The sequence below is a fragment of the uncultured Kluyvera sp. genome (assembly GCF_902485085.1).
Taxonomy (GTDB): Bacteria; Pseudomonadota; Gammaproteobacteria; order Enterobacterales; family Enterobacteriaceae; genus Kluyvera; species Kluyvera ascorbata.
The window spans coordinates 1-15038 of record NZ_CABTJS010000085.1; the positions used below are offsets into that span (position 1 = coordinate 1).

11 protein-coding genes and 1 pseudogene are annotated in these 15038 nt (G+C 55.9%); 2 read left to right on the forward strand and 10 right to left on the reverse strand.

Going from position 1 to position 15038, the window contains the following annotated elements:
* Nucleotides 1-158: 158 nt before the first annotated feature.
* The 4 genes from carB to RDN66_RS09910 form a co-directional block, all read right to left on the reverse strand.
* Entirely contained in the window at nt 159-3383 is a 3225-nt protein-coding gene (gene carB, locus RDN66_RS09895; protein WP_115074856.1) for a carbamoyl-phosphate synthase large subunit, read from the reverse strand.
* 18 nt (nt 3384-3401) lie between these two features.
* Nucleotides 3402-4550, reverse strand: coding sequence for a glutamine-hydrolyzing carbamoyl-phosphate synthase small subunit (gene carA, locus RDN66_RS09900; protein WP_035894907.1), 1149 nt, complete (start codon nt 4548-4550; stop codon nt 3402-3404).
* Nucleotides 4551-5005: 455 nt separating this feature from the next.
* Nucleotides 5006-5827: a 4-hydroxy-tetrahydrodipicolinate reductase gene (dapB, locus tag RDN66_RS09905; RefSeq protein WP_308537820.1), complete on the reverse strand. Its 822-nt coding sequence runs from the start codon at nt 5825-5827 to the stop codon at nt 5006-5008.
* A gap of 269 nt (nt 5828-6096) precedes the next feature.
* A complete protein-coding gene (locus RDN66_RS09910; RefSeq protein WP_202216515.1) occupies nt 6097-6729 on the reverse strand; it encodes an alanyl-tRNA editing protein in 633 nt (210 codons plus the stop codon).
* A gap of 92 nt (nt 6730-6821) precedes the next feature.
* Between RDN66_RS09910 and RDN66_RS09915 the strand changes: the two are divergent.
* A pseudogene (locus RDN66_RS09915) lies at nt 6822-7719 on the forward strand (LysR family transcriptional regulator).
* Nucleotides 7720-7725: 6 nt separating this feature from the next.
* On the opposite strand, the gene rihC reads toward RDN66_RS09915, so the two are convergent.
* From rihC to ribF, 6 genes are all read right to left on the reverse strand, one after another.
* Nucleotides 7726-8640, reverse strand: coding sequence for a ribonucleoside hydrolase RihC (rihC, locus tag RDN66_RS09920; protein ID WP_202216517.1), 915 nt, complete (start codon nt 8638-8640; stop codon nt 7726-7728).
* A 65-nt stretch (nt 8641-8705) separates the two neighbouring features.
* Nucleotides 8706-9656: a 4-hydroxy-3-methylbut-2-enyl diphosphate reductase gene (gene ispH / locus RDN66_RS09925; protein WP_202216518.1), complete on the reverse strand. Its 951-nt coding sequence runs from the start codon at nt 9654-9656 to the stop codon at nt 8706-8708.
* 1 nt (nt 9657) lies between these two features.
* The gene (fkpB, locus tag RDN66_RS09930) at nt 9658-10107 is read right to left on the reverse strand and encodes an FKBP-type peptidyl-prolyl cis-trans isomerase (RefSeq protein ID WP_035894914.1); all 450 of its coding nucleotides are present in this window, start codon (nt 10105-10107) and stop codon (nt 9658-9660) included.
* Between the two features lie 117 nt (nt 10108-10224).
* A complete protein-coding gene (lspA, locus tag RDN66_RS09935) occupies nt 10225-10713 on the reverse strand; it encodes a signal peptidase II (RefSeq protein WP_035894915.1) in 489 nt (162 codons plus the stop codon).
* A complete protein-coding gene (ileS, locus tag RDN66_RS09940) occupies nt 10713-13562 on the reverse strand; it encodes an isoleucine--tRNA ligase (protein WP_035894916.1) in 2850 nt (949 codons plus the stop codon). The genes lspA and ileS overlap by 1 nt, the downstream gene beginning before the upstream one ends.
* 33 nt (nt 13563-13595) lie before the next feature.
* Entirely contained in the window at nt 13596-14534 is a 939-nt protein-coding gene (gene ribF, locus RDN66_RS09945; RefSeq protein WP_035894917.1) for a bifunctional riboflavin kinase/FAD synthetase, read from the reverse strand.
* A gap of 328 nt (nt 14535-14862) precedes the next feature.
* Here ribF and rpsT point away from each other — a divergent pair.
* Nucleotides 14863-15038: 30S ribosomal protein S20 (rpsT, locus tag RDN66_RS09950; RefSeq protein WP_308537821.1), on the forward strand; the 176-nt coding region annotated here is incomplete at its 3' end.

Sequence of the window (15038 nt, forward strand, 5' to 3'; positions counted from 1 at the left end):
CTCCTTTTACTTGTGGTGAGTAAGCAGAGATATTCCGGCATGGGCATTCTTCAGGCTATAGCCTTACAGGATCAATCACCACCTCCCTAGGAGGTGGTTTAGGGGTGACAACAAAAAACGCCGGGCATCTGCCCGGCGTTTTATTTTATTGCTCGCACTTATTTTTTAATCTGTGCGTGCATTTCCTGTACGGAAGTGACTTTGTCTTTCGCGTCCGCATTCAGCGCCATTGCCGTCGCGAAGCCGCCGTTCAGGGTGGTGTCGTAATGCACCTTGTACTGCAGCGCGCTGCGGCGAATCAGCTTGGAGTCTTCAATCGCCTGACGACCTGCGGTGGTGTTGATGATGTAGGTGTATTCGCCATTCTTGATACGGTCCTGAATGTGCGGACGACCTTCATGCACCTTGTTCACCAGGCGCGGGTTGATACCCGCTTCACCCAGTACAATCGCGGTACCGTGGGTTGCATCCAGCTCGAAGCCCTGTTTCAGCAGCTTAGCAGCCAGGTCAACCACGCGCTCTTTATCGCCTTCGCGAACGGAGAGCAGCGCACGGCCCTGTTTCTTCATGGTGGAGTTACTGCCAAGCTGTGCCTTAGCGAACGCTTCCGCGAAGGTACGGCCCACGCCCATCACTTCCCCGGTAGAGCGCATTTCTGGCCCTAACAGTGGGTCAACGCCTGGGAATTTGTTGAACGGCAGCACCACTTCTTTCACCGAGTAGTACGGTGGGATGATTTCTTCGGTCACGCCCTGCTGCTTCAGGGTTTTCCCTGCCATCACGCGCGCCGCCACTTTCGCCAGCGGTACGCCGGTCGCTTTGGAGACGAACGGTACGGTACGCGCCGCACGCGGGTTGACTTCAATCAGGTAGACTTCGTTGTCTTTCACCGCGAACTGCACGTTCATCAGGCCGCGAACCTGCAGCTCGAAGGCCAGCTTCTGCACCTGCTCACGCATCACGTCCTGAATTTCCTGGCTCAGCGTGTAGGCCGGCAGGGAACACGCGGAGTCACCGGAGTGAACGCCAGCCTGCTCGATGTGCTCCATGATGCCGCCAATCAGCACCATTTCGCCGTCGCAGATAGCGTCGACGTCGACTTCAATCGCATCGTCGAGGAAGCGGTCCAGCAGCACCGGCGCGTCGTTGGAAACGCTGACGGCGGTCTGGAAGTAGCGCTTAAGGTCAGCTTCGTCGTAGACGATTTCCATCGCACGGCCGCCGAGAACGTAGGACGGACGCACCACCAGCGGGTAGCCAATCTCTTTTGCCTTCTCAACCGCTTGTTCAATCGCGGTCACGGTGGCGTTGGCTGGCTGTTTCAGCTTCAGACGGTCAACCGCATGCTGGAAGCGCTCACGGTCTTCTGCACGGTCGATAGCATCCGGGCTGGTACCGATAACCGGTACGCCTGCGGCTTCCAGTTCACGCGCCAGCTTCAGCGGGGTCTGGCCGCCGTACTGTACGATAACGCCCTTCGGCTTCTCGATGCGCACGATTTCCAGCACGTCTTCCAGGGTTACCGGCTCGAAGTACAGGCGGTCGGAAGTGTCATAGTCGGTAGAGACGGTTTCCGGGTTACAGTTGACCATGATGGTCTCGTAACCGTCTTCGCGCAGCGCCAGCGAGGCATGTACGCAGCAGTAGTCAAATTCGATACCCTGACCGATACGGTTCGGGCCGCCGCCGAGGACCATGATTTTATCGCGGTCAACGGAAGGATTGGACTCGCACTCTTCTTCATAGGTGGAGTACATGTAAGCGGTGTCGGTAGCAAATTCCGCCGCACAGGTGTCCACACGCTTGTAGACCGGGTGCAGGTTGTACTGGTCACGCAGCTTACGGATTTCCGCTTCGCGGACGCCCGCCAGTTTTGCCAGACGCGCATCGGCAAAGCCTTTGCGTTTCAGGTGGAACAGGAAGTCAGCGTCGAGGCCGTTGATGCCCACTTCCGCCACTTTCTCTTCCAGACGTACCAGCTCTTCAATCTGTACCAGGAACCAGCGGTCGATGTTGGTCAGGTTAAACACGCCGTCGACGGAGAGACCTGCGCGGAAGGCATCGGCGATGTACCAGATACGCTCAGCGCCTGCGTCTTTCAGTTCGCGGCGGATTTTGGTCAACGCTTCAGGGTCGTCGAGGCTCACTTTCGGGTCGAAGCCGGTCGCGCCCACTTCCAGACCGCGCAGCGCTTTCTGCAGGGATTCCTGCTGCGTGCGGCCAATCGCCATCACTTCACCGACAGATTTCATCTGCGTGGTCAGACGGTCGTTAGCGCCAACGAATTTCTCGAAGTTGAAGCGTGGAATCTTAGTCACAACGTAGTCGATGGACGGCTCGAAGGAAGCCGGGGTACGGCCGCCGGTGATGTCGTTCATCAGTTCATCGAGGGTGTAACCCACTGCCAGCTTGGCAGCCACTTTAGCAATCGGGAAGCCGGTCGCTTTCGAGGCCAGCGCCGAGGAGCGGGATACGCGCGGGTTCATTTCGATAACAATCAGGCGACCGTCTTTCGGGTTCACCGAGAACTGCACGTTAGAACCACCGGTTTCTACGCCGATTTCACGCAGTACCGCCATCGAGGCGTTACGCATGATTTGGTATTCTTTGTCGGTCAGGGTCTGCGCTGGCGCGACGGTGATGGAGTCACCGGTGTGGATGCCCATCGCATCGAAGTTTTCGATAGAGCAGACGATGATGCAGTTGTCGTTTTTGTCACGCACCACTTCCATCTCGTACTCTTTCCAGCCGATCAGCGATTCATCAATCAGCAGCTCGTTGGTTGGCGAGAGATCCAGACCGCGTTCACAGATTTCTTCGAACTCTTCACGGTTGTAAGCGATACCGCCACCGGTGCCGCCCATGGTGAAGCTTGGGCGGATGATGCATGGGAAGCCAACGTCAGCGGCAACCGCCAGCGCTTCTTCCATGGTGTGCGCGATACCGGAACGCGCGGTGTCGAGGCCGATTTTCTTCATCGCGACGTCGAAACGGCGACGGTCTTCTGCTTTATCAATCGCGTCGGCGGTAGCACCAATCATGGTCACGCCGAACTCTTCGAGCACGCCCTGACGCTCCAGCTCCAGCGCGCAGTTCAGCGCGGTCTGGCCGCCCATCGTTGGCAGAACCGCATCCGGACGCTCTTTTTCGATGATTTTACGCACCACTTCCCAGTGAATCGGCTCGATGTAGGTGGCATCGGCCATTTCCGGGTCGGTCATGATGGTAGCTGGGTTGGAGTTCACCAGAATGACGCGGTAGCCCTCTTCGCGCAGCGCTTTACACGCCTGGGCACCGGAGTAGTCAAACTCACACGCCTGACCGATAACAATCGGGCCCGCGCCCAGAATCAGGATACTTTTTATGTCTGTACGTTTTGGCATGGCTCTTATTACTCCTGATTATTTCGCGGACTGACGGTATTGCTCAATAAGCTCGATAAAGTGGTCGAACAGCGGTGCCGCATCGTGCGGGCCTGGGCTCGCCTCTGGGTGGCCCTGGAAGCTGAACGCCGGTTTATCGGTACGGTGAATCCCCTGCAGGGTACCGTCGAACAGAGATTTGTGGGTTACGCGCAGGTTGGCCGGCAGCGAGTCTTCATCAACCGCAAAGCCGTGGTTCTGCGCGGTGATCATCACCACGTTCTTGTCCATGTCTTTCACCGGGTGGTTACCACCGTGGTGACCAAATTTCATCTTGATGGTCTTCGCACCGCTCGCCAGCGCCAGCAGCTGATGGCCGAGGCAGATGCCAAACACCGGAACGTTGGTCTGGAGGAATTTTTCAATCGCGTCGATGGCGTAGTCGCACGGCGCCGGGTCGCCAGGGCCGTTAGACAGGAACACGCCGTCTGGATTCATCGCCAGCACTTCTTCGGCGGAGGTCTTCGCCGGTACCACCGTCAGGCGGCAGCCGCGGTCAACCAGCATGCGCAGGATGTTGCGCTTCGCGCCAAAATCGTAGGCAACGACGTGGAACGGCAGCTCTTCTTCGGACTTGGCTTCCGGCAGGTCACCCGCCAGTGTCCAGCTACCCTGCGTCCAGCTGTAGGATTCAGCCGTGGTCACTTCTTTTGCCAGGTCCATCCCATTTAAGCCTGGAAACGCTTTGGCTTTTTCTAAGGCCAGCTTAGCATCCAGATTATCGCCTGCGATGATGCAGCCGTTCTGAGCGCCCTTCTCGCGCAGCAGTCGCGTCAGCTTACGCGTATCGATATCGGCAATCGCCACGATGTTATGCCGTTTGAGGTAAGAAGAGAGGTCTTCGGTGTTGCGGTAGTTGCTGGCAATCAGCGGCAGGTCGCGAATAACCAGACCCTGAGCGTGAACCTGAGAGGACTCTTCATCGGCGGCGTTGGTGCCGACATTACCAATATGGGGATAAGTAAGGGTGACGATTTGGCGAGAATAGGAAGGATCAGTGAGGATTTCTTGATAACCGGTCATTGAAGTATTGAAAACGACTTCCCCAACCGCCGAACCCGTTGCCCCTATGGCCCGACCGTAAAACTGGGTTCCGTCTTCCAGAACCAATAGCGCTGACTTAATCAAAACACCCTCCAGAGAATATTTACTCGCTTTATTTGCATATTAATTCATAACAATGGCACAAATCAATGCAAATCTGCTTACCGATGAATTTCTGGCAAACGGCGGCATTCTAGTGACAGCCTCGGCAAATGTCTACCTTAAAGGACAATTTTTATTATTATTTTGCGCCACTGATGTGACAGCAAGGCGATAGCCATCAAAAAGATCAACTAACTCATTGTAGAAAACGCTTGCGGAGCAGGAAGAGTGTTAAATTTCAGCGGGGAGCATAAAAAAGTAGACCGGATGGTCAAAATTTACATTTAACCAACACATTTTCGATAGATAACTTATAAAAACACCAAACTCAAAACAGAATCATAAAACAAAAGGCAAAATAAAGGGCAATAAAATATTGCCCTGTGTAATCAAGTAATTATGACTACAATAACCACATCACGATGGGTAATAAATACTTATAATTCATTCAAATTCAGCACATCACGCATATCAAAAAGACCATTTTTCTTAGACTTGAGCCACTGAGCCGATCTTACCGCACCGTTAGCAAACGTCATGCGGCTGGAAGCCTTATGCGTAATCTCTACACGCTCGCCAATATCGGCAAACATCGCAGTGTGTTCACCAACAATGTCCCCGGCGCGAACGGTAGCAAAACCAATGGTGCCCGGTACGCGTTCACCGGTATAACCTTCGCGCGAGTAGACTGCGCAGTCTTTCAGATCTTTGTCCAGCACCCCGGCGATCGCTTCACCCATCGCCAGTGCCGTACCCGATGGTGCATCCACTTTATGGCGGTGGTGCGCTTCAATAATTTCGATATCGGTATAGTCGCCCATCACTTTCGCCGCTTTCTCCAGCAGCTTAAGCATGACGTTAACGCCGACGCTAAAGTTGGCCGCGAAAACGATCGCAATCTCTTGTGAAGCGTCGCGAATGGCCTGCTTACCGGCATCGTCGAAGCCGGTGGTGCCAATGACCATGCCTTTACCATGCTGGCGGCAAAACGCCAGATGTGCCAGCGTGCCTTCCGGACGGGTAAAATCGATGAACACGTCAAAATCATCTTTTACCGCTTCCAGGCTGCTCTGAACGGTGACGCCAGATTGACCAGCACCCGCCATTTCACCAGCATCGCTGCCCAGTAAAGAAGAGCCTTCACGCTCCAGCGCAGCCCCTAATTGAACTCCTTCCATCGCCAGGGTTGCCTGGATTAACTGCCGTCCCATGCGCCCGCCAGCGCCTGCAATGGCGACGCGGATTTGTGCTTCATGCATAGCTATTCTCTTTTGTTAAAATTGCGTAAATCGTTTTCAGAGTAACCAGCCCACAACAGGGTCGCCAGCCGAAAACGCCGATAATTAGAATTTAATGATAAACAGAGAGGAATATCAGTAAAAGACATGATTCATCCCGCAGGATGAATCATTGCCGCAGCAAAGGAAAGAAGTCAAACGCGCTCAGGATGGCGCGAGACAATGGAAAAACAACGGGAAAACCGAGCGTTGGCCAGCGAATCCGCGAAGATAATTTCGCCAGGTGCGTTTTACGCCTCGAGCGTATAGTTGACGATCATCTGCCCCTTTTTCAGCTTCACCTGGGTAATCGTCACCGGCCCGATGTCCGAAAGATGAGCAACGTGCGTTCCTCCGCATGGGTAAGCCGGGAGATGACCAAACCCAACCTGCCGCAATCCGTCGGCGAAGGTCACCTGTCGGGCAAGATTTTCCGCCTGCCAGGCGCTGATTTTCGCCAGCAGCGACGGCGCATCCGGCAGCGTGCCGTTTCCACCGGCAGCGAAAGTAATACGCCCCTCATTGGGCCAATGGTGCGCTTTCACCGGATGCCAGCCGTATTCCGTTCCCGCCAGACCAATCAGATGCCCCGCAGAATGCAGCCGGGCATGCAGTTGCCGCAGCGCAGCGTCCACACGCAGATTCACGGCACCGACGGATAGCGGTTTTGCCACAATATGCAGCACTTCGTCACCACGTGACTGCACCGTCTCAACCGGTTGATTATCAATCCAGCCCGCGTCCGCAGGCTGCCCACCGCCCTGCGGGTGAAAAAGGGTGCTATCCAGCACCACCGCGTAGCGCCCGTCCGGCTCTGGCGTACAGCTCAGCACGTTAGCTCTGCCTTCAGTGTTATCGCTGGTGTAATAAAGACGTTCAGTCATAAGTGTTCTCCTCTTGGTGAGAAGAGTATATTCACTTTATCTGCGTCGATAATCCTGCGCTCACTCAATGCATCTTTGCCTGGTACGCACAAATGAATCCTAATCTTCTACCTGACCTTGCCACCTTCGTGTTGATTATCGACCAGGGCAGCTTTACCGCTGCGGCCAAAGCGACCGGGGCAACGCCTTCAGCGATAAGCCGTAGCGTGTCCCGTCTTGAGCGGGCGCTTGGCAGCAAGTTGCTGCACCGCACCACCCGTAAGCTGGCGCTGAGTGATACCGGCAAGATGGTGTACGAACATGCTCAGGAGATGCTTAATGCGGCCCAAATGGCGATGGATTCTGGCAGTAGCCGCCAGCAAGTGGCACAGGGTAAATTGACCGTTAGCGTACCGAAAGCGGTGGGACGTTTTGTGATTCACCCGCTGATGGCCGAATTTTTTGAGCGCTATCCGGACGTAGACGTGTGCCTGCGTCTTGAGGACCGCTATATGGATTTGATTGACGATGGCGTCGACCTGGCGCTACGCATCAGCCAGTCCCCCTCCCCCGGTCTGTATGGCAAAGCGTTGATGCCGGTAAGCCACGTGATTTGCGCAACCCCGGCGTATTTGCGCCGATACGGCACGCCCGATTCCCCTCAGGCGCTGCGCGAACATTGCTGTATCAGCCTTGGTGAAACGCCCGCCGATTCACGCTGGAAATTCCGCCTCGGTGAGAAAAGCGAGACGATTCAAACTCACGGACGCTACGCCGCCAACCATACCGGCGTGCGGCTGGATGCGGTGAAAAACCGGCAGCTTGCCGCTGTTTACCGCACGGGAATCGCTGGCTAACGGTGAGATAGTGCAAGTGCTACCAGAGTGGGAGTTTATCAGCGACTACAGCGGCGATCTCTGGCTCTTATGGACGCGTAACCAACATATGCCCGCCAGAATGCGGGCGATGATTGATTATTTGAGCGAGAAGCTACCGCAGCATCATCGCTAAACACCATTACGGCGCTAGTGCAAAGACCTCAGCAACCCATTGGCGGAAGCCTTCGACATCCAGCCCCAATGCCACCTGCGCGTTAGCTGGCTGCCCAAGTTTCCCTTCGATGTCCACCACCGTTGTCCCGGCGGTATATTGCCCCTGAGTTTCTACGGCGACGTAGCAGCTTTGCAGGGTAAACAGCGCCGGACGCGCCAGCCAGGCAATCGCGCACAGGTCGTGCATGCGCAGGCCGCTCTGCATACTGCCGCTGCGGTAGTGGCTGAACAGCGCGTGGAGCATGGCGCCGGTTTTATTCAGCGCGGGCAACGAGGCCAGATATTCCGGCGAGAGCGTCGCCTGGTTGGTGACGTCCAGCCCACACATCACAATCTCCAGGCCGCTGCGGAACACCAGCGCCGCCGCTTCCGGGTCGATAGCGATATTAAACTCGGCATTTGGCGTGAAGTTACCGCGCCCGGCAGAACCGCCCATAATCACCAGTCGACGAATATTGAAGCGGCATTCAGGGTACTGCGTCAGCAGTAGCGCGATATTGGTCAGCGGGCCAATGGCGACCAGCGTGACCGGCTCCGGTGACAGCATCAGCGCATCGCGAATGGCCTGAAACGCCGGTTTTGCCAGCGGCTGGCGGTTATGCTCGACAAAATCATAGCCCTCCATGCCTGATTCGCCGTGCACCGACGCCGCGTCGCGCAGCGGGCGAACCAGCGGCGCGGCCGCACCCTGCGCCAGCGGCACATCCGCATTCCAGAAATGCAGCAGCTGCAAGCCGTTACGGGTCGTTTTCTCGACGGAGACGTTGCCGGCGACGGTGGTCATCAGCTGGAGATCCAGCTCGGGGGCGAACAGCGCGGCGGCAATCGCCGCGGCATCGTCGATACCGGGGTCGGTATCCAGGAAGATAGGCAGACGCATGTTTTCTCCATAAAAAATGCCAGACGTTAAGCCTGGCATTTTTTCACATCTGCGGGAGAATTAATTTACTCGACTTCACGAACATCCACACGCAGCTCGCGCGGCACCTCAAAGACGATATTCTCTTCGCGGCCTTCAAGGGTGATCGCTTCGCCGCCACCCAATGATTGCAGGCGGGCAATAACGTTCTGCACCAGAATATCCGGCGCGGATGCCCCGGCGGTGACGCCAACGCAGGTGGCTTCTTTTACCCAGGCTTCCTGGATGTCGGACGCATCGTCAATCAGATAGGCCGCTTTGCCCATCCGCTGCGCCAGTTCGGCCAGACGGTTGGAGTTGGAAGAGTTCTTCGAACCGACAACCAGCACTACGTCCGCCTGCTGGGCGAGCGATCGCACGGCTTCCTGGCGGTTGGTAGTGGCGTAGCAGATATCATCTTTGCGCGGGCCGACGATCTTCGGGAAGCGGTCACGCAGCGCGTCAATAACGTCGGAGGTGTCGTCCACCGAGAGCGTGGTCTGGGTCATAAACGACAGCTTGCTCTCGTCTTTCACCGCCAGCTTAAGTACATCTTCCGGCGACTCAACGAGGTACATGCCCCCTTTCGGGTTGCTGTACTGGCCCATGGTGCCTTCGACTTCCGGGTGACCGGCGTGACCGATAAGAATCGACTCTTCGCCGCGACGGCTGGCGCGCGCCACTTCCATATGTACTTTGGTGACCAGCGGGCAGGTCGCGTCAAAGACCGTCAGGTCGCGACTTTTCGCTTCATTGCGCACGGCCTGAGAAACGCCGTGGGCGGAGAAGATCAGGATAGCGCCATCCGGCACTTCGCTAATCTGCTCGATAAAGATGGCGCCGCGTGCGCGCAGGCTATCCACCACGTAGCGGTTATGCACCACTTCGTGACGAACGTAGATTGGCGCGCCATAAATGGCGAGCGCATTTTCAACAATGCTGATAGCGCGGTCAACGCCTGCACAAAAGCCGCGTGGGTTGGCCAACAGGATCTGCATGTTACGCCTCCAGTACCGGATCGACTTCCAGTACTTCAATATCAAAATGAACGGTATGGCCCGCCAGCGGGTGGTTGAAATCAACCGTGATGGAATCACCGTTAATCTCGCGGATCACGCCCGGCATCTCGCTGCCGTCCATTGCGGTGAACAGCATGATAGCGCCGATTTCCGGTTCGCCCGCATCCATAAATTCGCGGCGAGAGAAATACTGGATAAGATCTGGCGTCGAAATACCAAACGCCGCGTCAGGCTCCAGGGAGAAGGATTTTTTGTCCCCGGCCTTCAGGCCGAGAAGATGCTGCTCCAGCCCTTCAGACAGGGAGGCATCGCCCAGACGAAACAGCGCCGGTTTGCCGTTGTTACGGGTCGACTCAGCGGTAGAGCCATCGTCCAGTTTCAGCGTGAAGTGCACCAGCACTGCGCTATTACTTTGAATCGAATCAGACATGCAGGGACAGCCTTTTATCTTACGACATTGGAATGACGATTATTGTTATTAGATAGCGTAGCCTGTAATTCCCCGGCGTCGCTACGCTCGGCCGGGCTACAGACTGCGCTTATTTGATTACGCCTGCTTTTTCGGCAGGAAACCTTCCAGCACGATCAGCGCTGCACCGATACAGATTGCGGTATCGGCCAGGTTGAAGGTGGCAAAGTGCCAGTCGCCGACGTAGAAATCGATCATGTCGACAACGAAGCCGTGCCACAGACGGTCGAACAGGTTACCCAGCGCGCCGCCAATAATCAGCGCGTAGGCAATGTTGTTCAGCTTTTGCGTGGCCTTAGAGCGATACATCAGCACCGCCAGCGCAATACAGATACCGATAGCGATACCCGCAAAGAACCAGCGCTGCCAACCGCCGCTGTCGGCCAGGAAGCTAAACGCCGCGCCATAGTTACGCGCATAATGCAGATTAAGCGACGGGAACAGCGAAACCGTCTCCCCCAGAGCAAAGTTCTGGAGGATCAGGTATTTGCTGCCCAGATCGATAATCAGCACGGCTACAACCAGCCACAGCCAGCGTAGCCCTGTTGAACAAATCGATTTACTCATCAGGCAAACTTACGTTTTTCGCCGTCACCGGCCACGTTGCTCACACAGCGTCCGCAAATTTCTGCGTGTTCCGCCACCTTACCGACGTCCTGAGTGTAGTGCCAGCAACGCGGGCACTTCTCGCCTTCGGCTTTATTAAGCGCCACTTTCAGCCCTTTCAGCAGTTCGCTCTGCTGGGCATCAGCGGTTGCCGCTTCATAATCCGCAACGGTCGCCCCGGAGGTCAACAGGACAAATCGTAATTCGTCGCCGAGCGCGTTCAGCTTGGCCGCCAGTTCCGGCTGGGCGTACAGGGTCACTGCCGCTTCCAGAGAACCACCGACTTTCTTATCAGCACGCGCCTGCTCGATGACCTTGTTCACTTCGCCACGAACCTGCAGCAGTTCTTCCCAGAACGCATCGTTCATCGCTTCGCTGTCGGCCAGGCCAAACAGACCTTCGTACCACTCGCCGGTGAAGACATACTTCTCGCGGTTACCTGGCAGGTAGCCCCAGATTTCGTCAGCGGTGAAGGACATGATTGGCGCCATCCAGCGAACCAGCGCTTCTGCGATATGGTACAGCGCAGTCTGGCAGCTACGACGCGCCACGCTGTCCGCTTTCGCGGTGTACTGGCGGTCTTTGATGATGTCGAGGTAGAACGAGCCCATTTCGACGGAGCAGAAGCGCATCAGGCGCTGTACCACTTCGTGGAAGTCATAGGATTCGTAGGCTTTCATGATGTCAGCCTGCGCTTCCTGAGCGCAACCTACGGCCCAACGATCCAGCACCACCATATCTTCCGGTTTCACCATGTCTTTCAGCGGATCGAAACCGTTAAGGTTCGCCAGCAGGAAGCGCGCGGTGTTACGGATACGACGATAGCTGTCGGCAGCACGTTTCAGGATTTCATCCGATACCGCCATTTCACCGGTGTAGTCGGTTGATGCCACCCACAGACGCAGGATATCCGCGCCCAGTTTGTTCATCACGTCCTGCGGAGAAACGGTGTTACCGATAGATTTAGACATCTTACGGCCCTGACCATCGACGGTGAAGCCGTGGGTCAGTACCTGGCGATACGGCGCTTTGCCTTTCATGGCAACGCTAATCATCAGGGAGGACATGAACCAGCCACGGTGCTGGTCAGAACCTTCCAGATACATGTCCGCAGAATGACCGCCGAACTCAGGGCGCGCATCCACAACGGAGTAGCTGGTTGAACCGGAGTCGAACCACACGTCCAGGGTATCTGGCACTTTTACGTAGTTGTCTGCGTCGTCGCCGAGGATTTCACGCGGGTCGAGATCCCACCACGCCTGAATACCGTCTTTCTCAACGTACTTGGCTACCGCTTCCATCAGCTCGGTGGTGCGCGGGTGCAGCTCTTCGGTGTCTTTATGCACGAACAGCGCCATTGGTACGCCCCAGGTACGCTGACGGGAGATACACCAGTCAGGACGGTTTGCGACCATGGATTCGATACGTGCTTTACCCCAGGCCGGGATCCAGCCGCTCAGATCTTCTTTCGCCAGGCCTTCCTGCTCAATGCGGTCGATCTCTTTGAGAGACTGAATACGCAGGCCTTTTTTATCCATGCTGACGAACCACTGCGGGGTCGCACGGAAGATGATCGGTGACTTGTGACGCCAGCAGCATGGGTAGCTGTGCTGCATTTTTTCGACGTGCAGCAGCGCGCCTTTTTCAGTCAGCAGCGCAACGATTTTGTCGTTAGCTTTGAAGACGTTCACACCGTCCAGTTCTGGGTAGGTGCCCGCCAGATAAGCGCCATCAGGGCCAACCGGGTTAGCAATTTCCAGACCGTATTTTTGGCTGATCACGTAGTCGTCAGGGCCGTGGCCACCGGCGGTATGTACCGCACCGGTACCGGCATCCAGCGTCACGTGGTCGCCCAGAATAGCTGGAACGTCGAAGCCCATGAACGGATGGGTGAAGCGCAGCAGTTCCAGCTCGGCGCCTTTGACGGTGCCCAGAATGGTGTAGTCGCTCACGCCGATGCGCTTCATTACGCTCTCAACGAGGTCGCTTGCCAGAATCAGCGCCTGGCCGTCTACCTGCACCAGCGCATAGTCGAAATCAGGCGCCAGAGAGATAGCGCGGTTCGCTGGCAGGGTCCACGGGGTAGTGGTCCAGATAACCAGCGAGATTGGGCCGGTCACGTTGGCGGCGCCAAATTTCGCTTTTACCGCATCCTGATCGGCTGCGTGGAACGCCACGTCGATAGACGGGGAGGTTTTGTCGTAATACTCAACTTCCGCTTCTGCCAGCGCAGAACGGCAGTCAACGCACCAGTGCACTGGCTTCGCACCTTTGTGCAGGTGGCCGTTAGCAACGATTTTGCCCAGCGCACGAATGATGTTGGCTTCGGTTTTGAAGTCCATGGTCAGGTATGGCTTCTGCCAGTCGCCCAGCACGCCCAGACGGATGAAGTCGGTACGTTGACCATCAACCTGAGTTGCGGCGTATTCGCGGCACTTGGCGCGGAATTCGGCAGCGGTAAATTTCTCACCCGGCTTGCCAAACTCCTGCTCAACTTTCAGCTCGATAGGCAGGCCGTGGCAGTCCCAGCCAGGCACGTACGGAGAGTCATAACCGGAAAGTCCTTTGGACTTCACGATAATGTCTTTCAGAATCTTGTTAACCGAGTGACCAATATGAATGTTGCCGTTCGCATATGGAGGGCCATCATGCAGAATGAACGTTTTTTTGCCTTTTTTGGCTGCACGAATGATGCCGTACAGGTCATCATCAGTCCAACGCGCCAGCATTCCCGGTTCGCGCTTGGCGAGATCGCCGCGCATCGGGAACCCTGTTTCCGGCAAATTCAGGGTTGATTTATAGTCACTCATCAGATTCTCGGTTCCGTATATTTACGTAGGCATTTAAGCCGGGTTTGAAAGCCCAAAAAACTCGCGGGCCGTTAATTCATCACGCGCAATCTGCGCTTTTAGTTCATCCAGCGAGGCGAATCGCTGTTCGTTGCGTATTTTTTTACGCAGTACTACATCTATATGGCGACCGTAAAGGTCCATTACAACGTCGAGCAAATGCACTTCTAGCTGCTGACGAACGCCAGCAACGGTCGGGCGCGTACCAATGTTCGCCACGCCCGGCAGGGGCTTATCACCCAGCCCCATCACTTCCACCGCATAGACCCCTTTTACCGGGGACACCTGACGACGCAGCGGTAAATTCGCCGTCGGGAAACCAATGGTTCGGCCTAGCTCATCACCGTGCACCACGCGCCCGGAGATGATAAACGGATGGCCCAGAAGGCTTTCGGCCTGTTCGAGGTTATCCTCAGCCAGCGCCTGACGCACTGCGGTGCTGCTGATGCGCACGCCACCGTGGCAGAAGGTTTCGGTACTGGTGATATCGAAACCAAACTCTGCGCCAGCCTTCTGTAATAACAAGAAATCGCCCTGACGACCAGCGCCGAAGCGGAAATCATCGCCGACGGCGAGGAACTGCACCCCCAGGCGCTTCACCAGCAGTTCGCTGATAAAGTCCTGCGCGGTCAGCGCCGCAAAGCGACGGTCAAAGCGCACGCAGAGGACGTAGTCCACTCCACTCTCGGCCAGATAACGCAATTTTTCACGCAGCCGCGTCAAGCGGGCAGGGGCCTTGTCAGCCGCGAAAAGCTCCAGCGGCTGCGGTTCGAAAATCATCACCACCACAGGCAAACCGCGCGCTCTGCCCTCGGCACGTAAGCCTTGCAGCAACGCCTGATGCCCGCGATGCACACCGTCGAAATTACCAATGGTCAGTACGCACCCATGTGGTGCCTGACTGAGATTATGTATGCCGCGTATCAGCTTCATGTCTGGCTCAAAAGAGTGAAAATCGTCAGAGTATACCTTGTACAACCCGCCACGTTAACCCGCGATTACGCCTGACGGCGGAAAGAAGGAATGTTTTCATCAGCATCCGCTGGAAAGGTAAGAAAATATGGCCGACATGCGTGATTTTTGTGCCAGAAAGACTGTATTCGTTGCCCACAAGCTGGTAGAATCCTGCGCCATCAATACGTAATGCAGCGTTGTCAAATTAACGGCGCTTATTTGCACAAATCCATTGACAAAAGAAGGCTAAACGGGCATATTCCTCGGCCTTTGAATTGTCCATATAGAACACATTTGGGAGTTGGCCTTGGCTAATATCAAATCAGCTAAGAAGCGCGCCGTTCAGTCTGAAAAGGCTCGCAAACACAACGCTAGCCGTCGCTCTATGATGCGTACTTTCATCAAGAAAGTATACGCAGCTATCGAAGCTGGCGACAAAGCTACTGCACTGAAAGCATTTAACGAAATGCAACCAATCGTGGA

What these genes read in the sequence shown, in the direction of transcription:
- rihC (WP_202216517.1), bottom strand. Translation starts at nt 8,640, where the DNA reads ATGCGTCTGCCTATCTTCCTGGATACCGACCCCGGTATCGACGATGCC.
- lspA (WP_035894915.1), bottom strand. Translation starts at nt 10,713, where the DNA reads ATGAGTAAATCGATTTGTTCAACAGGGCTACGCTGGCTGTGGCTGGTT.
- dapB (WP_308537820.1), bottom strand. Translation starts at nt 5,827, where the DNA reads ATGCATGAAGCACAAATCCGCGTCGCCATTGCAGGCGCTGGCGGGCGC.
- ispH (WP_202216518.1), bottom strand. Translation starts at nt 9,656, where the DNA reads ATGCAGATCCTGTTGGCCAACCCACGCGGCTTTTGTGCAGGCGTTGAC.
- carB (WP_115074856.1), bottom strand. Translation starts at nt 3,383, where the DNA reads ATGCCAAAACGTACAGACATAAAAAGTATCCTGATTCTGGGCGCGGGC.
- RDN66_RS09910 (WP_202216515.1), bottom strand. Translation starts at nt 6,729, where the DNA reads ATGACTGAACGTCTTTATTACACCAGCGATAACACTGAAGGCAGAGCT.
- ileS (WP_035894916.1), bottom strand. Translation starts at nt 13,562, where the DNA reads ATGAGTGACTATAAATCAACCCTGAATTTGCCGGAAACAGGGTTCCCG.
- fkpB (WP_035894914.1), bottom strand. Translation starts at nt 10,107, where the DNA reads ATGTCTGATTCGATTCAAAGTAATAGCGCAGTGCTGGTGCACTTCACG.
- ribF (WP_035894917.1), bottom strand. Translation starts at nt 14,534, where the DNA reads ATGAAGCTGATACGCGGCATACATAATCTCAGTCAGGCACCACATGGG.